Source organism: Leptolyngbya sp. Heron Island J, assembly GCF_000482245.1.
Lineage (GTDB): Bacteria > Cyanobacteriota > Cyanobacteriia > Phormidesmidales > Phormidesmidaceae > Leptothoe.
This window is the reverse complement of record NZ_AWNH01000012.1, coordinates 37861-50773: the sequence shown is the minus strand read 5'-3', so window position 1 is coordinate 50773 and position 12913 is coordinate 37861. Positions and strand designations below refer to the sequence as shown.

21 protein-coding genes are annotated in these 12913 nt (G+C 46.3%); 16 read left to right on the top strand and 5 right to left on the bottom strand.

Going from position 1 to position 12913, the window contains the following annotated elements; genetic code table 11:
* Positions 1 to 1071: 1071 nt before the first annotated feature.
* Together N836_RS42675 and N836_RS75590 are read right to left on the bottom strand one after the other, a co-directional pair.
* Positions 1072 to 2304 (bottom strand): helix-turn-helix domain-containing protein, encoded by a 1233-nt coding sequence (locus tag N836_RS42675; protein WP_023070688.1) that lies wholly within the window; start codon positions 2302 to 2304, stop codon positions 1072 to 1074.
* 2 nt (positions 2305 to 2306) lie between these two features.
* The gene (locus tag N836_RS75590; protein WP_152532042.1) at positions 2307 to 2999 is read right to left on the bottom strand and encodes a hypothetical protein; all 693 of its coding nucleotides are present in this window, start codon (positions 2997 to 2999) and stop codon (positions 2307 to 2309) included.
* Positions 3000 to 3267: 268 nt separating this feature from the next.
* On the opposite strand from N836_RS75590, the gene N836_RS75585 reads away from it, so the two are divergent.
* From N836_RS75585 to N836_RS42620, 13 genes are all read left to right on the top strand, one after another.
* Positions 3268 to 3468 (top strand): hypothetical protein, encoded by a 201-nt coding sequence (locus tag N836_RS75585; protein WP_152532041.1) that lies wholly within the window; start codon positions 3268 to 3270, stop codon positions 3466 to 3468.
* A 150-nt stretch (positions 3469 to 3618) separates the two neighbouring features.
* Positions 3619 to 4053 (top strand): hypothetical protein, encoded by a 435-nt coding sequence (locus N836_RS42665; RefSeq protein ID WP_023070686.1) that lies wholly within the window; start codon positions 3619 to 3621, stop codon positions 4051 to 4053.
* A gap of 70 nt (positions 4054 to 4123) precedes the next feature.
* Positions 4124 to 4384: a hypothetical protein gene (locus N836_RS42660; protein ID WP_023070685.1), complete on the top strand. Its 261-nt coding sequence runs from the start codon at positions 4124 to 4126 to the stop codon at positions 4382 to 4384.
* Positions 4385 to 4457: 73 nt separating this feature from the next.
* Positions 4458 to 4670: a hypothetical protein gene (locus tag N836_RS76900; protein ID WP_023070684.1), complete on the top strand. Its 213-nt coding sequence runs from the start codon at positions 4458 to 4460 to the stop codon at positions 4668 to 4670.
* A gap of 99 nt (positions 4671 to 4769) precedes the next feature.
* Positions 4770 to 5033 carry a hypothetical protein gene (locus N836_RS42650; protein ID WP_031291500.1) on the top strand — a complete coding sequence of 88 codons (264 nt, stop codon included), beginning with the start codon at positions 4770 to 4772 and terminating at the stop codon, positions 5031 to 5033.
* Positions 5034 to 5256: 223 nt separating this feature from the next.
* Positions 5257 to 6636, top strand: a complete 1380-nt coding sequence (locus N836_RS42640) for a recombination directionality factor (RefSeq protein ID WP_023070681.1) — start codon at positions 5257 to 5259, stop codon at positions 6634 to 6636.
* A gap of 51 nt (positions 6637 to 6687) precedes the next feature.
* Complete coding sequence (locus tag N836_RS42635; protein ID WP_152532040.1) at positions 6688 to 7038, top strand: hypothetical protein; 351 nt, start codon at positions 6688 to 6690, stop codon at positions 7036 to 7038.
* Between the two features lie 220 nt (positions 7039 to 7258).
* Positions 7259 to 7423: a hypothetical protein gene (locus tag N836_RS76310; RefSeq protein ID WP_023070678.1), complete on the top strand. Its 165-nt coding sequence runs from the start codon at positions 7259 to 7261 to the stop codon at positions 7421 to 7423.
* Between the two features lie 47 nt (positions 7424 to 7470).
* Positions 7471 to 7647, top strand: a complete 177-nt coding sequence (locus N836_RS76305) for a hypothetical protein (protein ID WP_023070677.1) — start codon at positions 7471 to 7473, stop codon at positions 7645 to 7647.
* Entirely contained in the window at positions 7644 to 8477 is an 834-nt protein-coding gene (locus N836_RS42630; RefSeq protein ID WP_023070676.1) for a hypothetical protein, read from the top strand. The genes N836_RS76305 and N836_RS42630 overlap by 4 nt, the downstream gene beginning before the upstream one ends.
* A 75-nt stretch (positions 8478 to 8552) precedes the next feature.
* The gene (locus N836_RS42625; RefSeq protein WP_152532039.1) at positions 8553 to 8837 is read left to right on the top strand and encodes a hypothetical protein; all 285 of its coding nucleotides are present in this window, start codon (positions 8553 to 8555) and stop codon (positions 8835 to 8837) included.
* Positions 8834 to 8986, top strand: a complete 153-nt coding sequence (locus N836_RS76300; protein ID WP_023070674.1) for a hypothetical protein — start codon at positions 8834 to 8836, stop codon at positions 8984 to 8986. The genes N836_RS42625 and N836_RS76300 overlap by 4 nt, the downstream gene beginning before the upstream one ends.
* Positions 8986 to 9174, top strand: coding sequence for a hypothetical protein (locus N836_RS42620; protein ID WP_023070673.1), 189 nt, complete (start codon positions 8986 to 8988; stop codon positions 9172 to 9174). Before N836_RS76300 ends, N836_RS42620 begins: the two co-directional genes overlap by 1 nt.
* A gap of 6 nt (positions 9175 to 9180) precedes the next feature.
* Here N836_RS42620 and N836_RS42615 read toward each other — a convergent pair whose 3' ends face one another.
* Together N836_RS42615 and N836_RS42610 are read right to left on the bottom strand one after the other, a co-directional pair.
* Positions 9181 to 9522 (bottom strand): hypothetical protein, encoded by a 342-nt coding sequence (locus tag N836_RS42615; protein WP_023070672.1) that lies wholly within the window; start codon positions 9520 to 9522, stop codon positions 9181 to 9183.
* A 10-nt stretch (positions 9523 to 9532) separates the two neighbouring features.
* Positions 9533 to 9895, bottom strand: a complete 363-nt coding sequence (locus tag N836_RS42610) for a hypothetical protein (RefSeq protein WP_023070671.1) — start codon at positions 9893 to 9895, stop codon at positions 9533 to 9535.
* A gap of 733 nt (positions 9896 to 10628) precedes the next feature.
* Here N836_RS42610 and N836_RS42605 point away from each other — a divergent pair.
* A complete protein-coding gene (locus tag N836_RS42605) occupies positions 10629 to 10823 on the top strand; it encodes a hypothetical protein (protein ID WP_023070670.1) in 195 nt (64 codons plus the stop codon).
* Positions 10807 to 11199: a hypothetical protein gene (locus N836_RS42600; protein ID WP_023070669.1), complete on the top strand. Its 393-nt coding sequence runs from the start codon at positions 10807 to 10809 to the stop codon at positions 11197 to 11199. The genes N836_RS42605 and N836_RS42600 overlap by 17 nt, the downstream gene beginning before the upstream one ends.
* 128 nt (positions 11200 to 11327) lie before the next feature.
* On the opposite strand, the gene N836_RS42595 is transcribed toward N836_RS42600, so the two are convergent.
* The gene (locus N836_RS42595; protein ID WP_023070668.1) at positions 11328 to 12215 is read right to left on the bottom strand and encodes a helix-turn-helix domain-containing protein; all 888 of its coding nucleotides are present in this window, start codon (positions 12213 to 12215) and stop codon (positions 11328 to 11330) included.
* A 432-nt stretch (positions 12216 to 12647) separates the two neighbouring features.
* Between N836_RS42595 and N836_RS42590 the strand changes: the two genes are divergently transcribed.
* Positions 12648 to 12893, top strand: coding sequence for a hypothetical protein (locus tag N836_RS42590; protein ID WP_023070666.1), 246 nt, complete (start codon positions 12648 to 12650; stop codon positions 12891 to 12893).
* The last annotated feature ends 20 nt before the right edge of the window (positions 12894 to 12913 follow it).

Genomic DNA, 12913 nt, shown 5'->3' with positions numbered 1-12913 from the left:
CATCCTAAACTTAGGAGGTATATATAAAAAGCCTTGTGTATATCCTTTAACGAATGAGAGGCCAGCATCGGAAGAGTCGTTAGAATCTTCTTGAGCTTCTAGGTTCTATAGAGCTGTTGCGAAATAAGGGAACAAAGTGACTCAAACCCTTGCATGCCAATGCTTTTAGCGTGATAAGGCTCTTATTTCTTGACAAGCCTTATAGTTAAGGCTTGTCAAGAAATAAGCTAATAGCTTCAAAGGGCTACGACACAGGCGATTCGAAAGCTGTATGCCCAAACTATGAAGTTGATTTTTAACAGCTAAGTAGGTAAGGGTAGAAAAGCTTACCTAGATTGCAAAATGTAAGTACCGCTGAGCCCTACGCGGAACAAAGACTTTAGCTTAGTTTCCTTTTGGAAGAATAGTTGAATGTTTCAAGTTCGGACTACTTACTTAGGGGCTTCCTATCCTTTGCAGTACCTAGCAAGACAGTCAATTTGCTAGAGAGGAAAGAACAATGATCTGGAAACGAATTTTACCCTTTGTTATTTTGTTTGCTGTTGCTCAAACACCATCTTATGCTCAGCTTGATAATACTCCATTTGATCCAGGGACGTGGTCTAATGGAGGGAGGGATGTGATAGACAATTTGACTTCCTACAATTTTAACCTCAGAAATCGCTGCGCTACTGATATGCAAGTTGAGATCGAATATATCCCTTCAGGATCAAATGATTGGGAGACTGCATATTACGTCTTTGTCCCTGGAGAACGTGGGTATCTAGTTGATACGCGAAACAGATATGTTTACGTCACAGCTGAGCCCACCATCGACTATGGTTGGCGCATTCGGAGACATCGCGTAGATATGGGAAATGCATTCGTGCGCTTTGAGCATCGGATTTGTTGATGATGGTGGCTGAAGGATGAGTATTAGAGCATCTAAACAATGAAATCCATGCCTTAGATCCTCTTCGGTACAATGATAAGAGGTGACCGCCGGGGGATTGGACCCCGCAGCCTAGGATAGGAAGCCCGACTGGTGACCCACACGCGGCCCATACAGCATGCACGCATTTTGCGTGCATGCTAGTTTTCCAACTTTTCTGGATGTGGAAAAATTAGTACATCTCCAGAGTGCCTTTCTGTAAGTTCTTTCTTGTTTTTATCTCTGCTACGTAGCTTGATCTTGAGATCTAGAACTTCACCTAGTCTCGGGTTCAAATAATTTTCTGGTAATCCGGCACAATCTTCCACATCTAAATGAAATAAATCCATTTGATCAAGAATTTGCTGCTTGCTAATCACTTTTTCTGTTAGTAAAACATCAGCGGTATTTTTGATTAGCTTAGGTTCTTCTAATGGCAGATCATCATCTAATGGTTCAAATGTCTTCCACCCATTCCGGCTGTATGATTTCCATAAAGACAAAGCCTTTTTTGAGTCTGAACAACCTAGGTCTTCTGCCCTTGTTATGAACATCGCAATTGAAAGCTTCCACCTTTGCTTCAGAAAGCGAAAAGCTTCAAGGTTAATCCGCTTAACTTCCTTATAAAAAGCTGTTGAAGGCATTTGAATTGCAGCGGCGAATCTATTGGCTTGATGTTCAATTAACTTGAAATACTCAGGTTTATTGAGACATATCTGAGGAACATTTCGGTGAAGTATTAAATGCCCTAGTTCATGAGCTGCACTGAATCTCGCTCTTGCGCAGCTAAGTTTGTCATTAGTTATCACAATGTAGGGAACCCCGTCTCGCCAATGAGAAAAAGCATCTAACTTTTTTGCTTCTAGGGATCTACGAACTACTATTCCTCCATTGTTCTCTAGAAGCCATAGAAAATTACTTATAGGCCCATCTCCAAGCCCCCAAAAACGTCTAACCTCGATTGCAATCCTTTCAATTTCTTCATCAGATATATGATTTGGGTCAGATGGCAAATCAAAGTCTGGAAAATTTACTTCTGGAGTTTCTACGAAAACACTTAGATATAAAACTAGTTTTACAAGCCAATTAAACTTGATCTCAGCTTTTCTTCTAGCATTTTTCGTAGCGCCACTCATTGATCTGTAAAAAATTGGCGCTACTATTTCAGAGTTTTCTGTTGATGAATTAAGAAAAAATGAGTACGGAAAATTAAGCTTTTCACTTATTTTTTCTAAAGTCTGCAAAGAGGGCTTCCGTTTGTTGTTTTCGTAATTTGAAATAGTTTGACGAGTTACGCCAAGCAGCTTACCAAACTCTTTGCCAGTGAGTCCTCTAGCTTCTCTAGCTTCGATGAGGTTGACCCCATTAAATCCTGATATGTTTTCTAACAGCATAATTAACCTTCTTCTTCTGCAGGACGACGGCGAATAATAGGCAAATCGGGCTCCGGAATGATTTCTTCTGGAGATAGATCTCCTACTTCAGGCCTTGGTTCATACTGCACCTCGACATCTAGTTCATTTGTACCAAAAAAGCCAGGATGCCGCTTAAGTAAATCTATTTTGTCAAGAAAAATTTTCCATTTAATGTCTGGAAAGGCAACTGTAGCAATGCTGGGTAAAGTTGCTTTCAAGGGGCCATAAAGAAATATTCCATAAACAGGCTCTCCTTCTAATTGCGGACGCTCATATAAGTCCATTTCGAGTTCAAGCTGGCCATTTGCTGAAGCGTAATTTCCTCTGAATTGAGCTGGTCTAGGTTTTCTACCTCTTTCTGGAACAGAAGAAGCAGTTAAAAATAGACGCCCAAATTGCACCCAGGTGTAATTGCTGGTTTTCCTATGATTTTTTCGACTTTCAACATAAGCGCTTGGAAAACTTGCGGCTAATCTCTTCCATTCTGTCTCAAACTTTCCTCGTAGGTAATGCCCACGTACATCCATCGCTTCAGGTCTTTCAAAGGTTGGATAACTTACATTTTTCTCAGTCACTTTATATGACCTATCCAATGCTTGAAGCAAACCAGTCAAAAACTCAGTAGGGCATGATTCGTACAGTAAATTATCAAAATTGGATGTTGATGACGACATTTTCAGGTCCTATTGAATTTTGACTCGTTTGCACGACGTCAAAATTCTGTCCAAAAAACTCATTTTTGTCAACACCTTGTTTGTGACGTATTGTGTAATGCTTCGATTTCCTTGAACTTCAGCCACTTTAGATCGGTAGTACAAACCCATATCTTTTCATCAATCTGCTGTGATGCAATAACTAGTCCTTGTCCATAAGCCCATTTCCACCACTCATTAAACTCAGTTATCCCTGGTTGATCTGGTCTATCTCCTCATTGGAATGCCAATGAGGATTAATTGCCTTACCCCACCGCGAACAAATACTCACTCATTTCAGGTACCCCCTCGCCCCGCAAGCCTCGCCCCTGCGATCGCACGCTTGCTGATCCGTCGTGCTGAACTGAAGGCGGTGCGGTCGGATGCGATCGCTAATTTTTTGGTGGCCGGTGAGATGGCGCTGTGCAGTAAGTTCACAGCGTCGTTTTAATGTGCGCCCGTGGTTTTTGTATTCTTTGTTTGACATTTGTATATTGTTGATATACATTGGTAATGTGCTCGATGCACAGCAGCCACCCCCACCACACGGGCCGAGCTGCACCACCATTCACTCCCACGACACATTCGCTATTTACTCATCATGAAAACTTACCAAGAAATCATCAACACAATCACCACCAACGACGCCACCGTCGAGGCCGTGGCAACTGCAATCACCCTATATCGCTGGACTCGCGGCGCGGCCCAGGATGCCATTGATTCAGGGCGCATCACCCGGCGTTGGTGGGAGAACCACGGTCGGACGTACGCGACCATGGCGGCTCTTGTTCTGTTGCTCATCGCCTGCGTGCTGGCTGCTGCTGGCGTGGCTGTTTATCAGTGGGTGTGTGACTATGGTGTGCCGATGACGGTGGCTGGACTGGATGCAACCTGTCGGTTTCTGTTGTGCTACGAGACTCCGGCTGAGCCCGTGGCAGATACGGAGTTAGCGATGTTGTTGGCTCCGAATATTGAGGCTGAAGAGTACATCTCCTGGGCTACCGAGAAGTGGCCTGCTGATATGGCTAAGGCGTAGGCCCAAAGGCTCTGAGCAAGCTGAGAATACTGCTCGCGCTGCAAATAACAAATTATTTATAGAAAGAACCATGACCAACTATCCCGCTACAGATGCAATATTAGTCGCTCCCTTGAGCACCGCCACCGCTGCAAACTCCAGTTGCAAGTTGGAGAGAGTCGCTGTTCTTGTCGGCAATGGCCATGGGCAGGAGAAGTATTTAGAGATGTGGGTGCAGCCCGATAGTTTGGCCGCTGTGATTAAGGCTAAGCGGGCGTTGTGCCCTGGCAACTGGTTCATCCTGGAGACGTTTGCAGGGGATCAGCTGCCAGAGTTTGGGTTGGTTGCGTAGGGTTTCGCCCCAGCTGATTGACGCCTATGGGGCTGGGGCTTTTCTGTTTTTAGTTTTTTAGGAAGAAATAACTATGCTTGAGATCTTTGACAACGGCGACGTCCACTGCAACGGAAGCTACATCGGCTCTGTTTGCTATAAGTCTCACTCCGGTCGTTGGACAGCCTACTTAGCCACAGAGAATGGGGATCTACCTATTGGGCAGTATCCCACGAAGGATGGGGCGGCTCTTGTGGTCGCGGGGGCTCATGACAGACTGCAGATTGTGGGTGAGTGGGTGGTGTGATGAAGCGAGCTTTTGAGAAGTGGAGAAAGTTGGTCTTTGCTAATAAGGCAACTTGGTCTAAGCGAGCATTGTTCTGGTACTCATTGAGCAAGTATGCCTATGGCCCATCTGAGACAGGGTCGCCGCCATGGTCTTTTGCTGCTAGAGCCCGACATTATCGCCTGCACTGGAGGGCGACGGAAGAAAGGGGGTGGGAGCTGTTCTGTAGCTACGACGATGGTGGCGATTTATTCAATGACCATGGATGGATGCCGCGGTGAAGTAGTGTTTGCCCTGGCCATCTTTGAAATGTCTATGCGGTCAGGGCTTTTCTTGTTTTGTTTAATGAAAGAGATGTATGAGAACAGCGAGGTGGTGAGGTGAGTCAAATATTGCCAATGATTCCAACGAGTATCCCTGTGGACGCTGTTCAATACTCTCGACTTAAGGGCTTGATCCCTGATTGCGAGGACCCTGAAGAGGTTATCAGGATTGCATGCGATGTGATCGAGGCGCTTAGCTCGATAGTGCGCGAGCAGAACAGCTACATATATCTGCTGGAAAACAGCGAACTGCCAGAAGCTTAACTATAGGAGATTTCTGAATAATGCCAATTTTAGGATTAACGACAAAGTCTGATACGCCGATTGAGACCAGCCAGCTGGGTAAGTCCTGGAAGGGGGCTAAAAAGCAGCAGAATCGAGCGGGAGCGGATCTTAAAGACAAGTTCCGCCTGGATATTCCACCGCCATTTGACAAGGTGATCATGGCGAGCTACAACACCATGCAACCGACTGAGCTACGGGTATTTTTCCCTCACCAGGAGACAGACAAAGTCTTTGAAACCTGGAACGATGCGGTAACTGTTCAGGGTCTTCAGCATCGTTGTAATGGCGAGCGGATTATTCGGGAGGTTGTCACCAAGACAAGTTATCGTGGCGGGAAGCCGTATCCTAAGCGCTGTGGTCAGGACTGCGATCGCCCATGTCAGCGGAAACCCGATGAAGCCATTTGTTCTGAATGCACGTCTACTGGTTATCTGAAGTTCTATATTCGTGAATTGTTTGGCATTGCTGGAATGCAGCAGGTGATTGTCCAGACGGTCACCGGCATCAATGACGTCGTTGGGGTGACCAAACAACTCAGAGGATTTGAAGAAAAGTACGGTAGTTTGTCTAAGGCGTCTATCCCATCTCCGATGACTTGGGGGTATATCCCTTTTGTCCTTCGACGGATTCCCAAAGACATCGCTCGTCCCCTGTACGACGGAAAAGCCAAGAAGTATACAGGTGGATATGGCAGAAGTGAAGCATGGCCCATCAAGATTACTGAGGATGAGCAATGGCTGTCGTTCTGGAATACCTATTTCCGGAAGCAGATGATCCTTCAGATGGCTGAGCAAGGCCAACTGGCATTGTTGCAACCAGAGGATCAAGCGCTTTATCAGGAGATGTCTAAGCTTGAATTACCCATGGCATCGCCTCAGGCATTGCCCGTTGCTGAAGTTGAGCAGAAAGCGATCGCACCTGCCTCAGCCTATGAGAAACCAGCATTAGAGCCTAGTGTTGGGGGGTCGGATGAGATCGAGGCAGAGCCGATTGTGGATACGTTTACTGCGGCTGATCAAGATGCAGCAGCAGAGTATCGAGAGCAGATGCTAGGGCGCTCTCCTAAGGAACGAGTGGCAGCGGTTAACGAGTTTACGAAGCTTGATAAATCAGTCCAAGATGACCTTTGGGGGCAAGTTGATCAAACCCTCCATGGCATCGAGAAAACATCAGAGCTAATCGAGCTGATGCTGCTCCATTATGGTGAGTCCCACATGGTCAGGCAGACAGATGCGATGAAGTTAATCGTACGTCTCCAGGATGAGTTGGGGATTGTTGATGAAGGACTGGCTGAACTCTTTATTTCTGAGCTACCAAATCACATTAGGCCTGCCCAGAAGGAACAGCCAACGACGTTTAACGGTGTTGGGATTGATTGATGCTTAGTGCTGCGATCGCTGGGCTACACAACATGAACTTAATTTGGTGACATGATGGACTTAACCATGAATTTGGCAGAAGAGACTAAACGTTTGATTCAAGGCTCACATGATATTCGATTGCAGATTCACGAGCAGGGTAAGCGATTAGCTCATTTACAAAAGGGCGAAGCGATCGCGGTTGCTCGTTTTAACTCGATAATTGCAGTAGATAAAGCTTTAACGAATGCCGATAAACGGAAAGCTGCACTCACCGAGCTAAAGGCAAGTGACGAAGAATATCTTGCCATTGAAGCGGAGATGGACACCATTCGCAATGAGATTGAATTGCTACAGATTCAACTGCAATTTAACTCTGACATGATCAAGCTCAATCGTGCCCTAATCAACGCCCAGCAGTAATCACGCTGCCTTGCCCTTGCAATGAGGGCGATGGGCCTGAGCTTCGGCTCTATTTGTGACAAAGGATAACCATGAAGAATAAACAGCAATCGGCTGAGATTCTTAATCTCAGAGCCCAGCTTCAGCGCAGCAATGGGGCGCAGTTGCCACCTGTAAAGCCATGGCAAAACCCTCACAAGGTAACCATTCAGAGCACTAAAGTAGTTCCGGGGTGGAGGTCATGACTACCATGCGCGGGATGGTTGAGAAAATCCAGATCGACAATCACATTCAGTTTCTCAAGGGCATAGCAGCAGACGAGACTCAACCCATGGGTGAACGCCAGCGAGCTATCGGATTACTAGAGCAACTGGGTGAGAATTGGCAGCAGCCCAGCGGCAATTAACTTTCAGAATCACAGAGGCTGATCTCCACAAACCACAGGAGACGGTCATGGACGACTTTACGACAATCATTGGCTCCCTAGCTTTTGGAGAATGCGATCTAGATGAAGCGATCGCAACCGCCAAACAGCGCCAGCAACGACGACAGCAGATATTGCGGAATGCGAAACAACCTGATTGCATTTCGCCCAAACGCTATTTAAGCAATGGAGAGATTGAAAAATGAGTGAAAATACTTTGACCTTGCAAGTACGCAAGGCTATTGACACAGAAAGTCTGGTCGAATTTATTAGAGAGAATTTACAGGGTGAAAATCTTAGTATTAAAGGAGTTGCTGCCCTCTGCGGTGTTGCTGATACTTCTATTATTCGGGGCGCTGCCTTTAAGTCGGCTGCATTAGCTCAAAAGCTTGAGGCTAAAGGGTTTGAGTCCGCTGCCTTAGCTGAAGAAGGATTTAATCCTGTTGCCACATGGTTGACTATTGACTATTTCGCCAATGAGTCGAAGGCTAAGGCGGTCTACGCTAAGGCTATTGCCAATACATTTGGTGCATTTGGCGTCAAAACGGCTTTCAATCAAATTTCAGACGATCAATTCAATCAACAGATCCAACCAAATGAACCGAAATTAATTGCTGGCTTTGTCGATGCAGGAAAAGCTCTTGGTGAAATGTTTGGTCCTGCCTATGGTGAGAGTTTCGCATTGTTGAATATCAAGAAACACTGTCCTAACGTTGCATTGCCCGAAGTCCCTGCCAAAGAACGCGCCTCTCTTAAGTCATCTGAAGCCCTGCTGACTCCCACTGAGATAGCTGATCAGTTGGGTATGACCTACAAAAGCAGCGGTAAACCCAATCCTAGGGCTGCTAACAATATGCTGGCTGCATTGGGTTATCAGGAAAAGATTGAAGGCAAATGGAGTGCTACCGAAAAAGGAAAGCCATTCAGCGATCGCAAGCCAGTGTCAACCAACAGCAAATCCGATAAGGATCAGTTGCTCTGGTACGCCAGCATCATTGACGAGCTTCGTGGTCAAGAGATGGAGTCTGCAGCATAGCTTCACGTTGTGCACATCAAAAGTTCTGACATTTTATCAGGACGTCGAATCAATCAAATTTTAGGAGAAATTCTCATGCCTCAATTGACGACTGCATACAACTTGGCCCTGCAATGGCTAGAACGTGAAGGCTACAAACTGATTGACCAGGGTGTCTACAGCAAGCAACCGGAACTAGAAGGCCCTCTGGAGATCCAGGTCGTTGCTCATGAGCTAACAGGCCATGCCTACATCCGAGTGGTGGATGCTGATGGCAACTGGAATGACTTGCCCGAGATTGAATGCTATTCGACAGAACAGTTTGCCGCTGTCGTTCGGAATCTTGAGTATTTGGCTAAGAAACTGGGAGGGGTGCAATGAACAAACCACAACTCCCAGATGATTTAGAGGCTGCGGTCACCGACGGCGATGTAGACACGACAGCCTTACTGCTGCAAAACTACAACCCGATGTGGAGCTGGAGCACTTGCTACCGAGCGGCCAGAGCATTATGTGGAGAGCTTAAATAATGGATCAACCACAAGAACAACCCCCTAATCGGTTCATCTATCTTTCTGATGAAGAGGCCAGTATTTGCCAGCAAGCGCTAAGCAGTTACTTAGACCAGGATTTAACTGAAAAAGATTTAATGACCGCCTACCACCTCGCTGGAAGGATAAAGAAGAATAGAACAGCTCGCATTGGTACGCGATCGTAGTAGCTATCAGGGCTCTATCAAAGAAAAACGCCTATCGGTAAACTCACTCACTTGCCTGAGGCAAAACACCCACTCCGGATCACACAGGTCGGGGCGGGTGTTTCTGTATGCGATGTGAGGCTCATTCACCTCTGCGTAAATCTTGGTGCCGCAGCCGATGAGTACGACCAACTCTCCTGTGCCGGTGTGGCGATACCGCTGAGGGAAATACCAGTGGGTGCGAACATCACCTGAAGGAATCTCAGGCCACGGCTCCACGATGCCAACCACCTCATACTCATGCCAGCGTCCGGCGGCTGGGTCGTGTTTTCGGTGGCGGTAGGTCTGGGTGGGGTTGGGATGAAGCATAGATCAAAGCTTACCGAGCAGTCACCAGCACATTCATTGGCCCTTCGTTGTCATCGTCTTTAGGGTTGTATCTGCTTACAATGCTATCTATCCCATGCTCTGCCTTAAGTCGCTCAGCAATTCGGGTGGCGACATGATTGGGGTCATACAGATTGTGAGGAAAATTTATCCAGTATGCAAGTGATGGCTCAGGCTCAGACGGAGCATTGTCATATGTCTGTACTCCCACATGAAAGTTGCCGAAAATCTCAATACTTAGAATCTCGTGATGTATCTGCATCCCGCATACGCGATTAAAAGTCAGGCTCACCTCTCCAGGGCGGGCAACAATACTGAGTGGCGCTTTGGCCTTAATGCCGAATGGATTGTTCATTTAAAAGTGCGATTGTCTTCTTCACCAAATCATAAGCCAACCCACACGCGATCGCACACCCAGAGTTTTTGCTGCTCAACCCCTTTAAAACCAAGCCTTTCAGGAGATTCTTGCTGGTGGGCCGGAAGCCTGGCGCGATCGCAGGTTGGGGGGTGCTAGGATGGCGGCAAGAATTTATCTTGACTGAAGCAATGAAGACCTCAACGCATTGGCAGGTAGACTGCCTCAAAATTGACAGAGCCCAACGCTCTCTTTTATTCAGTGCAGTTTTATCTGTGCCAACTCATAGGCAGTGTACAAATGAACGGCACTTAATCAATGATTGGTCCCCCAAGACTAAAAATATAGTGGTGGGATTGTGGCGGTTCCGAAAGCACTGCAAAACAGTGGTCAAGGATCTTCAGTCTCAGCCTGGGGACTTTGATTTGAGCCCAAGCAGTTTTACTAGGGGTATTCATTGGCCTTTTGTATTTCGCTAATGACCAAAGACTGCCAGGGTATCTATTTGTGGAGAAGGACGATGGGAGGTGTTGGTGGGTGCCTGAGAGGATATGCAAGCGTATTGAAGAAGGAGATTAAAAGTTATGGCTGGTAGCAGGATGAATTGCTCGCTGTGGTTTTGGCTTAGACCCAAAAAAGTCCTAAGGATGGGCGATCTGATTCGATACTGTAATGCGTTTGGGTGGGCGTTGGTCGCTTTGGAATTGACGTCTGGGCGATATAGAAAATAACCATGCTGGAGTACTACACCAAGATCCACTTGATTATTGATGCTGTCATAGGACTGGCGGCATTCATCTGGCTGACAGCGTTTGTGGTCGATAGGGCCATTTCTAGGGCGGCTCGATTAGTGATGGGCAGAGAGGCTTACTACACGCTGTTGGATGAAATCTGCAAGAAACTGACAAGTAATGAAAACCTACACTGACCCCCGATTCACGCCGCTGTACTCCGAACACGACGAAGCCTGGAAGAATCCCACGGGCATTGTCAATGGTGTGCTGGGCCAGAATCACCCAGCTGGCTATTGCACCACGATTGATGATCCGGATGTCGATGGCATTGTTATTCATCCACACCATGATTATCAGGGGCTCAGTTCAGCGATCGTCTTGGCGAGAACCATGAGCATGGGCAAGATGGCGGAAATCTGCGATGGCGACGGAGAAGTCTATCTGTTTGATGACATGACCCTGTTAGTAAAACAGTGGTTTGTGGTGGAGCATGCGTTTTTACTGGTTGGGGTGGTGGAAGATGGCCCTAGTTCGCCTCCCCGACGCACCAGGCCCCCGCGCCAACCCTAAACCCCGACAACGCTACGGAATTCTCAAAGAACCACCGTGGAGTATGCCGGGGCTAGTTGCTCAACCTTAGCTCGTCATCACAATCTATAGCCAAGGCTCGGGTGAAGCACACCAACTGCCTTAACTCCTCAGGGGACAGTAGATGAGTTGTCAATAAATTGAAAATTCTCGGAAAGTAAAAAATCAGTATTTATTGCCCATCTTGCATTCCAGACCGAAGAATTCTTTCCTCTTGTTTTTGAAACAATTGTGTAACCAGAAGAATTTCTTTTGACCATTTCTTGCAGTCCCGGTATTAATGCATAATCTGCAGCCCCATTACAAACAAGACTTTTATAGCTTTTTAGGCTATTTTCGATTAATCCTATTACTTTGAATTCTGACCATATCAATGGATTTTGGCCGTGATTTTTGTACCTATAAATGCTCCCAAGCCTAGGCTCTGCTGGATTTTTTGTTTTTTGTACACTTTGTGAATGCTTGATGTCTTCGTATTCAATTGAAATTAGATCTCCTGGCTGGCAATCCAAGGAAATGCATAGCCTGTGCAAAACCTGTGTGCTTATATTTGGGCAGTTCTCCATTTCCACAAAGTTCTGAATTTTAGATTTAGTCAAACCAGAGGCTTTTGCAATATCTGCGACACTCTTTTTTTGCCTGTTAAAAATAAACCTAAAATTCCAGTTCAGTGTTGTTTTTGGTTTTTGATTAAAATACTCCTTCTGAGTGAAGCTTTTGTTTAGTTTAGGTTGGTAGAAGCTGATTAGGTCAGCTTCAATTTGATTGCAAGCCCTGTACGAGCACCGGATGTATGCAATTTTATTGCTTGCTTCTAATTCTTTGGCTTTTTCGTGAGAGTCCCATCTGTCTTTAATCGATTTCGCTTTCCCCACATACTGGACTTTATTGCTTGAATCAATAGCAAGATAAACTCCACACACAGATGGCAAGGCATTTTTTCTTTCGAAATCTACTGTCGGCAAGTCGCCTAAATTCAAAGAATCAATGCCTATCATTTTCTTTGTCCTCTGCCATCTGATTTTTGATTAACTGAGTAAATGTATCCAATCGCTTCCCTCGAAAATTTGAGATTACGTCCAGCAGTAGTCCGATAGAACCTTTGTTGCCATACAACAATCCACATCGGGCGGCGTAGTAAGCGACGATCATGGGTGTTTTTTCACCCATGCGAATAGTTTTTTGTGTCCTTTCTTTCATAAGACCCTTTGACATCTGAATCCCATTGTATCTAAAAATGAATTTATAGCAAGGGTTGATGAATAAAGCGGGATTCGCTATATTTAATTCAACCGGGCACGGGATGCCCACCCCTCCCCAGGGCAAACGGGGCGCAGGACGTGAGGCGCGTCACCGGGGCATAAGCCAGCGAGCGTACCGGAGCCGGTCAGCGACTAAAAGACTTTGTCGTTTTTCTGGAGCCAATCGTCATGAGCGTCACTACTACTGCTACCGCTACAATCACCCGCGCTGACGAATCCATCATTGTTCATGGCTATACGTGGCAGTGCATTTGGAGTGTCCAGGATGATGACGATACATTCTGGCGGGTGGGCTTGGCTGACGAGCCTTACAGTGAGAGCTCCTATTTTGATGAAGTGGACACGCTGCAGGAAGCGATCGAGTTTGTCACATCTAGCCACTCCGACGCTGAGATGGAGGAGATGGCGGAATAACAAATATTGCTCCAGGGAAC